Source organism: Rhizobium sp. 01T437 (assembly GCF_056398505.1).
In genome coordinates this window covers 1-8,003 of record NZ_JBFTPM010000052.1, presented here as the reverse complement: position 1 = coordinate 8,003, position 8,003 = coordinate 1, and the positions used below count along the sequence as shown (strand labels likewise).

The 8,003-nt window shown below is 60.7% G+C and carries 3 protein-coding genes and 2 pseudogenes; 1 reads left to right on the top strand and 4 read right to left on the bottom strand.

Annotated features, from left to right (window positions below; all coding sequences use genetic code 11):
- The 3 genes and pseudogenes from AC1DM5_RS36355 to AC1DM5_RS36345 all read right to left on the bottom strand — a co-directional run.
- Window positions 1-1,882 (bottom strand): annotated as a pseudogene (locus AC1DM5_RS36355) (GumC family protein); the annotation flags it as partial.
- 252 nt (window positions 1,883-2,134) lie between these two features.
- Window positions 2,135-2,455 (bottom strand): annotated as a pseudogene (locus AC1DM5_RS36350) (O-antigen ligase family protein); the annotation flags it as partial.
- Window positions 2,456-3,125: 670 nt separating this feature from the next.
- Window positions 3,126-4,223, bottom strand: coding sequence for a glycosyltransferase family 2 protein (locus AC1DM5_RS36345; protein ID WP_477824382.1), 1,098 nt, complete (start codon window positions 4,221-4,223; stop codon window positions 3,126-3,128).
- A gap of 573 nt (window positions 4,224-4,796) precedes the next feature.
- Between AC1DM5_RS36345 and AC1DM5_RS36340 the strand changes: the two genes are divergently transcribed.
- A complete protein-coding gene (locus tag AC1DM5_RS36340) occupies window positions 4,797-6,380 on the top strand; it encodes a hypothetical protein (RefSeq protein ID WP_477824381.1) in 1,584 nt (527 codons plus the stop codon).
- A gap of 93 nt (window positions 6,381-6,473) precedes the next feature.
- On the opposite strand, the gene AC1DM5_RS36335 is transcribed toward AC1DM5_RS36340, so the two are convergent.
- On the bottom strand, window positions 6,474-7,703 hold the full coding sequence (locus AC1DM5_RS36335; RefSeq protein WP_477824380.1) for a right-handed parallel beta-helix repeat-containing protein: 1,230 nt from the start codon (window positions 7,701-7,703) through the stop codon (window positions 6,474-6,476).
- Window positions 7,704-8,003 lie beyond the last annotated feature (300 nt).

The following is an 8,003-nucleotide window of genomic DNA, read 5'->3' as shown; positions in this document are numbered from 1 at the left end:
TCATCAACGACCTTGCGTACAATTCGGAGTCACGGAAGTTATATTTGGCGTGGCGTTTGGGTTTGACATTGTTGATGGCGACGACGATGTCGGCATTGCGGGCGCTCCTGAGCTGCTGCAGGCAGAATTCGGCGGCCCGCCGGCTGGTCTTTGCCCATTGCACGACCATCAGCGTTCGCTCGGTGAGTGCCGTCAGATGCATCGTATCGGCCGAGGCGAGCACCGGCGCGCTGTCGAAGATGACGATCTGGCCTCTGGCGCGGGCCATCTCGATGATCTCGGCCACGTCGGTCAAACGCACGCGCCGCTGCAGACGGGGACTGCCGGTCGGGATGAAGTCGATGCCGCTCGGATGGTGATAGACGACGTCCTCAAGACTTGCCTGCCCGCTCAGGAACTCATTCAGCCCCTGTTTCAGGCCGGACCTGAACAGCGTGTCGAGATGTCCGCGCCGGATGTCGCTGTCGACAAGCAGCACCGGCGTTCCGTTGGCGGCCAGTTCGATTGCCAGCGATCCGGCCACCAGCGACTTGCCTTCGCCGCTATGGGCCGAGGTCACGACAATGCTGTTCGGCAGCTTTCCGCCATTGGCCTGCTTGAGCGAGATCATCACGGTGCGGATCGCTTCGTCGAACATGCCGATCTGCGTTTGCCCGAACAGCCGCGACGGATCTCTCCGGTCTTTGCGTCGCAAGTGCGGGACGAAGCCGGCCGGCACGATGCGCGCCATTGTGGTGATCTGGTCGAAGCTGCGCACTGTCCTGTCCATCATCTCGACCACGAAGGCGGCCGTCACCGCAACCGAGATCGAAGCGAAGAAGGCGCCGATCAGATAGAACAGCCGGCTGCGCCCCTGCGGCACGAGCGGGACTGCAGCCGGTGACAGAACCTCCAGTTCGGCGCCCGGCAGCATGGCCTGTCCGACCAGGTCGCGGCGCTGCTCCTCGAGCTTGTCCAGGGCCGCCTGCTCCTTGTCGGCAACGCGCTGCAGCCGCACCAGCTCGCTCTGCGCCAGCGAAGAGCGGGAGCGTTGCTCATAGGCGGCCGTCAGTGCCGATCGGACGGTGCGGTCCTCGTCATCAAGGGCGGTCAGCTTGGCGCGCATGGACTGCAGGTACCGGTCGACCGCAGTGCTGAGATCGGTGCGGGACTTGTCGATCTTTGCCCGCAGGTCGATCACGGTGGGAGCATCGTTGCCATAGATGTCGAGAAGACGCGCAAGATCCTGCTGCTGGGTGCGCAGGTCGTTCTGCATCACGCCGATGCTGTCGGGAATGGATTTGTTCTGAGCGGCAAGCGAAGGGTCGTGGGCTGCTTCCAGCGCGGCAATCGTATCCTTGATGTCGGCGCGGCTTTGTCCGATCTTCGTCTGCCGGTCGCTGAGCTCGACGATCGCCTTGATCTGTTCGCTCTGATCATCGTCATTTTGGACGACGCCCATCGTTTCCTGATAGGTGTCGGCAGCATCACGGGCTGCCTTGGCGCGATCCTGCTGTTCGCCGATGCGCTGGCCGATCCATGCTTCCGCCGTGTCCAGGCTGCCGCGGATACTGTCCTTGCGCTCTTCGAGATAGATGCTGATGAGCCGGTTCGGGACGGCGGCTGCCAGTTCGGCATCGCCGGCCGTAAACCCGATCTGGACGACGTCGCTCTGGCCGTCGCGCCATACGCTCAGCGCCTTGTAATAGGCCTGGATGATCGGCTCGACACTGAGGGGCTTGTGGATCATCAGCCGCGACCCGGCGTGATAGCTCGGCTTCAACCCCGATATCAGCACGATGGAGGCAGCCATCAGCACCACCATCAGAGCCACGATCATCACCATCCGGCGACGGAGCAATCGTAATCCAGATGTAAGATCTCTCGCTTCGGTCGGAAACCGGATCGCGAACATAATCACGGCAGTGGCAAACAGGACGAAGAGAAGACTATTTTGAGTGAGAATGATCGTTTCCGTGAGGTTCATCACCAGGAACATGATGACCAGCACGTTCAGCCACAGCCAACCTTCCTCGGGAGCGTCACACAGCAGCGCCGCGCCCTGCCGCACCGCGCGGGCAATGGTCCAGACCAGGGGGATGAAGCCCAGGAGCCCAAGGCTTAGCAATGTGTCGCGAAATCCATTATGGGCGTGCGGCGCCGGCCACCCGGCCGCAGCTCGGACGTGCCAGCCATCGGGGTTGGAGTCGGCCCAGAAGGCCTGATAGCCGTAACCGAACAACAACCGCCTTCCGATCGCGTGATCCACTTCCCGCCAGAGCGGAACACGACCGGTCAGTGTCGCATCCTTGCCCAGCGCTTCGAGCACGGGAACGAGCAGTTCGCTGAGGCCCACAAGGAGCAGCGCGACCAATTGCAGACAGACCAGCACGAGGGTCACCCGTCCTAGGTCGCGGGTCTTTGATAGAGCAAGGAAGAAAAACGTGGCCACCACCGCGCTGGCGAGTGAGGTCATGGCTGTCATCGACTGGGACGCGACGAGGCAAACGAGACTGGCGCACAGCAGCGGTATGCTGACGATTCTCAGCCCCGCCCGTCGATCCGCCGCCATCACGCTGCATGCGAAAGTCGCAATTGCGGCGTTCCACCCGAGCGCATTCTTGTTGTCAAAGACCCCTCTCAGGGAGCTCTCGCCCACGGTGAACGCGCGACTGGGCCATGCCACAGCCATCAAAAGACTGAACGCCATGCCGGAGCCGAGCACCACAACCGTCAGCAACAGCAATTGCCGCGGCGTAAACAGGATGGCGAGAAGATATGCAAGCGATACGGAGAGAACGAGCGCGATGCCTCGCTGCAGGGTGAGAGCGGGGCTGGGCGACCACAGCACGGAGACGAGCGGCAAGAGGAGGAGCACAACGAACGGCAGGCTACGGCGAATGGCGATCAGCAGCTCTGCCTGATTTCGGGCCAAGAGCCCAAGAGAAATCAGATAGATAGGCATGCCAAGTAGGCGAAGGGTCGCCATTTCGCTGGCATCCAGGTAGCCATCGCGATCGATCAGGGGAAAAACGCAACCGCTCAGAAGGAGCAGTGCGATAATGACGCCGACGCACTCCATCGAACGCCAAGGCATGATGACACCGGGGCTGTAGACTGCCGGGTAGCAAGCCTTATCCACCATGTCATTCTGCCGGATACTGGCTGCCCAACTGGCCTTCCGGCGCTCTCGCGCTCGTCACCGCTGAACTTGCGGCGATGCCGACCCGCCGCAGAGAGCTGGCGCCGGCGGGCGCATCGCGCCGCGCCTGATCGGCAACGGCGCCGGTAGCCGACCCCGCAGCAGCTCGGCCCGTCAGATGCTCCACCAGGTACAGCGGCCGCTGCCGAACCTCGACTGCGATGCGGCCGACATATTCGCCAAGAAGCCCGACGGAGATCATGTTGAACGCGCCAAACACCAGGATAACCACCATTATGGATGCATAACCAGGCGCATCGACGCCAAATATCAGCGTTCGCCCAATGATGATGGCTGCGTAGAGTTGCGCCAGAAAGACGACAACAAGTCCGACATAGGTCCAGATCCGCAGCGGCATCGTCGTCGATCCGGTGATCCCGTCCAAAGCGAAGTTCCACAGGCGCCAATATACCCACTTGGAGGTGCCCGCCGTGCGCTTCGGCCGGTCGTATTCGACCGTCGCCTGAGTGAAGCCAACCCAGGAGAACAGGCCTTTCATAAAGCGGATGCGCTCGGGCATGCCGTTCAGAACATCGACGACGCTACGGTCCAGAAGCCGAAAATCGCCGACATTGTCCTGGATGGGATAATCGGCCATCCGATTATAGAGGCCGTAGAAAGCCGTGGCGCTCCAGCGCTTGAGCCAGGTGTCGCTGCCACGCCGCTTGCGGCGTGCGTTGACCACCTTTGCGCCGCGCATCCAGGCGCTCACCATATCCGGAACGATGTCCGGCGGGTCCTGCAGATCGACGTCCATTGGGATGATTGCGTCGCCGCGGGCATGGGCGAGGCCGGCTGCAAGCGCTGCGTCCTTGCCGAAATTTCGCGACAGGCAGATCAGGCCGATATCCGGTCGCTGTGTTACGAGACTTTCGATAATCTCTACAGTGCGATCTCGGCTGCCGTCGTCGACGAAGAGAATCTCCACCTGTCCGCCTGGTCCGAGAGCGCTGCGGATCGCGTTGGTCTGTGCATCCAGAGCCTGGAGAAAGAGCACGATCGTCTCCTCCTCATTGAACACCGGCACCACAATACTCAGCACCAGGCCGTCCGTATCGGACACGCCGCGAGGCGAAAGATCAGTCGTGGCAATTGGCCATGTGCGGGGGAACTCCGTGCTGTGCGGCAACATGTTAAGCCCCCGATGTGATGAAATGGGTTGGACCATCCGTGCCAGCTACCGCATGACGATCGGCGCTCGGCCGATTGAGCAACTGCCGGCACATGCCGAATAGGGATCGGGACCGATTAAAGTCTCTGCCAAGGCAGCGAGGCAGCCGCCCATAGGTCTTTTGAGGAAACCGCTCGATCCGATTACTCTTTACAATAGTCTTACTCTTGACCATTCCCGGCTCCATCCAGCTTGCCGAACTGGCAAACTCCAAGGCTCAACGAACTTCTCTCGGAATCTCCGTCTGTGATGACGCGCAAGCCTCTGTAGAAATGAACTTTATTCTTTATGCGGGCTGGTCGAAAGCGAGCCATAAGACGTACGCGTACCACTTTGTGCTGATTGTTGCTCGAACGAAGAACGCGTTAGTCTTATCGCTGATCTGAGCCGGGATAGATGTATTACCGGCGGCGCGCTGGACACGGTTTGGAGACTTGTACGTGGATGGGCATATCTGACCTCAATCTGGCGCTGGGCGCGGAGATCGCGGAGCCATCGAACCCGGTCAATAAATCAGGATCTTTTTTGCCGAAGTCGCGCCCATTATCGCGCCACTTCACTCTGTGGTTCGCGATGGTCGCCACTTTGGTGGCACTTTGCACGGCGATCAGCGGACAGAGTTACTGGATAGACGAGGCCAACACCGCGTGGCGCGCATCAGAACCTCACTTCGGGGCGCTTCTGGCTCGTATGGTCGCGGAGACTGGCTCCGATGCACAAATGCCGTTTTTCCTCGTGGCGATCTGGGCCTGGGAGAAGGTTGCAGGCGACGGCGAGGTCGCGCTGAGGGTGATGAACCTGCTCTGGCTCGTTCCGGGCCTCTACATTTTCGCCAACGGCCGGGTTGATCGCCTTCTCGTGGCCGGGACCAGCGCCTTCCTGTGGTACTATATCGACGAGGCGAGACCCTATGGCATGCAGATCGGGGCGAGCCTGATGGTCTTCGGCCTGCTCGAACGCGCGGTCGTTGCAGCGAGCGATCGCGGCGCGGAAGGTCCGCTCCTTCGCCCCTACCAAGCCTGGCTGCTTGCGTTCGGGCTTATTGCTCTTGCCGGAAGCAGCTTGCTCGGCGCGATATGGGCTGCAGCGGCCGTTGCTGCCGCGGCTTGTGCCGTACCCTGGCGTGCTCGCCGGCTTGCCGCCAGCCACATCATCGGGCCGTCCGTTCTGCTCGTGGTCGTGCTGGCGCCGCTCGGGCTCTACTATCTCTGGACGGTGCTTGGAGGGGCAGGCGGCACCAAAGTGGCGACGACCGATGCGCGGACCTTGGTTTTCTCAGCCTACGAGTTGCTGGGTTTTGCAGGCCTCGGGCCGGGCCGAACGGATCTGCGCGCCGGGGAGGGGGCGGTCGTCTCTTCTTACCTGGTTGCGTTGGCGAGCTACGCCGTCCTGGTCGCGGCGGTAACGCTGGCCGGCATGATCCAGGCAATTCGCAATATTCCGCCTCGCACGCTGGCGGCCTGTGCCATCGCGTTCACGGCCGCTGCTGCACTGATCCTGATTGCCGGATATATTCTGCACTGGCGCGTCGTCGGTCGCCATCTCGCGCCCGCAATCGCGGTCGTCTTGGCGCTGCAGGCGGCAGGCGTGGCGTTGCTCTGGCGTCGGCCTGTCGGCAAGCTCGTGGTGCTTGGCTTTCTGATGATGGCATTGGCCTCCGGCGCGAGCATCAGATTCGCGCCCCGTCACGCGAAGGACGACTATCGCTCTGCGGCCGCTGTCGTACGCTCAGCCCTCACCGAGGGTGATCGCGTCTGGTGGAGCGCCGACGCGCTTGGTGCCCTCGTTTACCATGTGCCGCTGGGCCAGGGGTGTGGCAGTGCACTCTATGTCTCTGAGCCACGGCCAGGTTTTGCTTCCGCACTGCAGGTTCCAACCCTCATCGTCGCCAGCAAGCCCGATATCTACGATCCGGAAGGGGTACTGGCCGCGTTCCTATCCGACCAGCATTTTCAAATCACCGAAACCTTTCAGGCTTTTCAGATCTGGCGACGCGCGCCATCGACGGGTTCATTGCCTTGCGGCTAAGCGCTCATATTGTGCTTCGAGCTGCCGCGATCATCGCCGCTGAGCGCGGTATGATCTAGCCACCGTTGGCGAAGATGCTCTAGAAGACGGTATTCATCGCGGCGCCGAGCCAGAAACGTCCTGGACATTCGACGGCGTGTCCGCACTGGAGGTGGCCTCATCTGCTCCGATGTCGACCTTGCCGTTCACGCGGGCCTGCCCGTCAATGTCGACAGATCCGAGCCCGAAAGCGGACGTTCCGGCATTGATGGCCGGCGAACCCGACTTCAAGTGGAAATCTCCCGTGGCCGGATTCGAAAGCAGCGGATCAAGCCCAAGCAGGTTCCCGTCGGCGGCGTCCGGCATTTGGCCGTCCGAAAGCACCGATGCCTCGCGCGGAGTGCCGTTGAAGGTGATATTGTTGTACCACTTCACATCCTTGTTCACGTAGCCATTGGTGCTGACATCGTTGATGGCTCGGTTTCTGGAGTTCGTTCGCGGATCCGCTACTGCGACGTTGTTCACCCAGGTGTTGTAGCTACCCATGGCATTGCTCAGCTCGCCCCGCCAGCTTCCCTTGTTGGCATTGTCATGGTTGTTGTGCCAGACGGTATTATTGCGCACCGTGACGAAGTCGCTCAGGAAGACGTGGATGCCCTTGCCGCCATTGCCGTAGGAGACATTGCCCTCGATCAGAGTGCCGTAGCGGTATTTGGTGTCGTGAAAGCCGTCGACGATGATACCGTTTCCATCCGTATGTTCCCAGTCGATGGCGGGTCCTTGCACGTTATCGTAGCTTATGTTGTTCCTGATGATGTTGCGGAATTCGGCATTGCCTGCGGCGAGATCCATGTTCTGCCAGAGCGAGATGCCACTGCACTGATAGCCGTTCGTCGTGGCGTTGCCATAGACCCGGTTGTCTTCGATCGTCAGCCAATCCGATTTGGCGCTGGAAATACCCGAACCGCCGCTGTCATGGGCGATATTGTCCTTGATCGTGACATGGTGCGACCCTTCAATATCGATCGCATGTCCCTCGCCGCCAACGACGTCGAAACCCTCGATCCTGACGTAGTTCGCCCGCACATTCAGCGTGCTGTAGGTGTCCGAAGAAGGCGGTCTGAGTAAAGCGTCGCCCGGCAATTCGGAGCGGATGGTGACGTAATTATCCGCCGCACCATCCTTCGTCACCACGATCTGCTCATGATACGTTCCAGACTTTACCACCACCTGATCGCCGGGCCTGAGCTGCGCCTGCATGGCGCGACTGATCGTCTTCCATGGTGCAGACAAGCTGCCTTTGGCGATGTCGCTTCCGTCAGTGGCAACGTAATAGTCCGTCATCACTCTTCTCCTGTCCCTGTAGTCTGCTGATCCCTAGGGTGCCGGCTGTGATGATTGATGGCGTTCACCGGCTGCCTAAGGCGGCGGTGGATCGCTCAAGGCTATTAAATCCTTCGTAATATCAAGACTTACACTTTGAAATCGTGGTATTTCATCAACGACCTTGCGTACAATTCGGAGTCACGGAAGTTATATTTGGCGTGGCGTTTGGGTTTGACATTGTTGATGGCGACGACGATGTCGGCATTGCGGGCGCTCCTGAGCTGCTGCAGGCAGAATTCGGCGGCCCGCCGGCTGGTC

Bases quoted from the DNA above. Each gene is read 5' to 3' on its own strand.
- AC1DM5_RS36340 (WP_477824381.1), top strand. From the start codon at position 4,797: ATGGGCATATCTGACCTCAATCTGGCGCTGGGCGCGGAGATCGCGGAG.
- AC1DM5_RS36335 (WP_477824380.1), bottom strand. From the start codon at position 7,703: ATGACGGACTATTACGTTGCCACTGACGGAAGCGACATCGCCAAAGGC.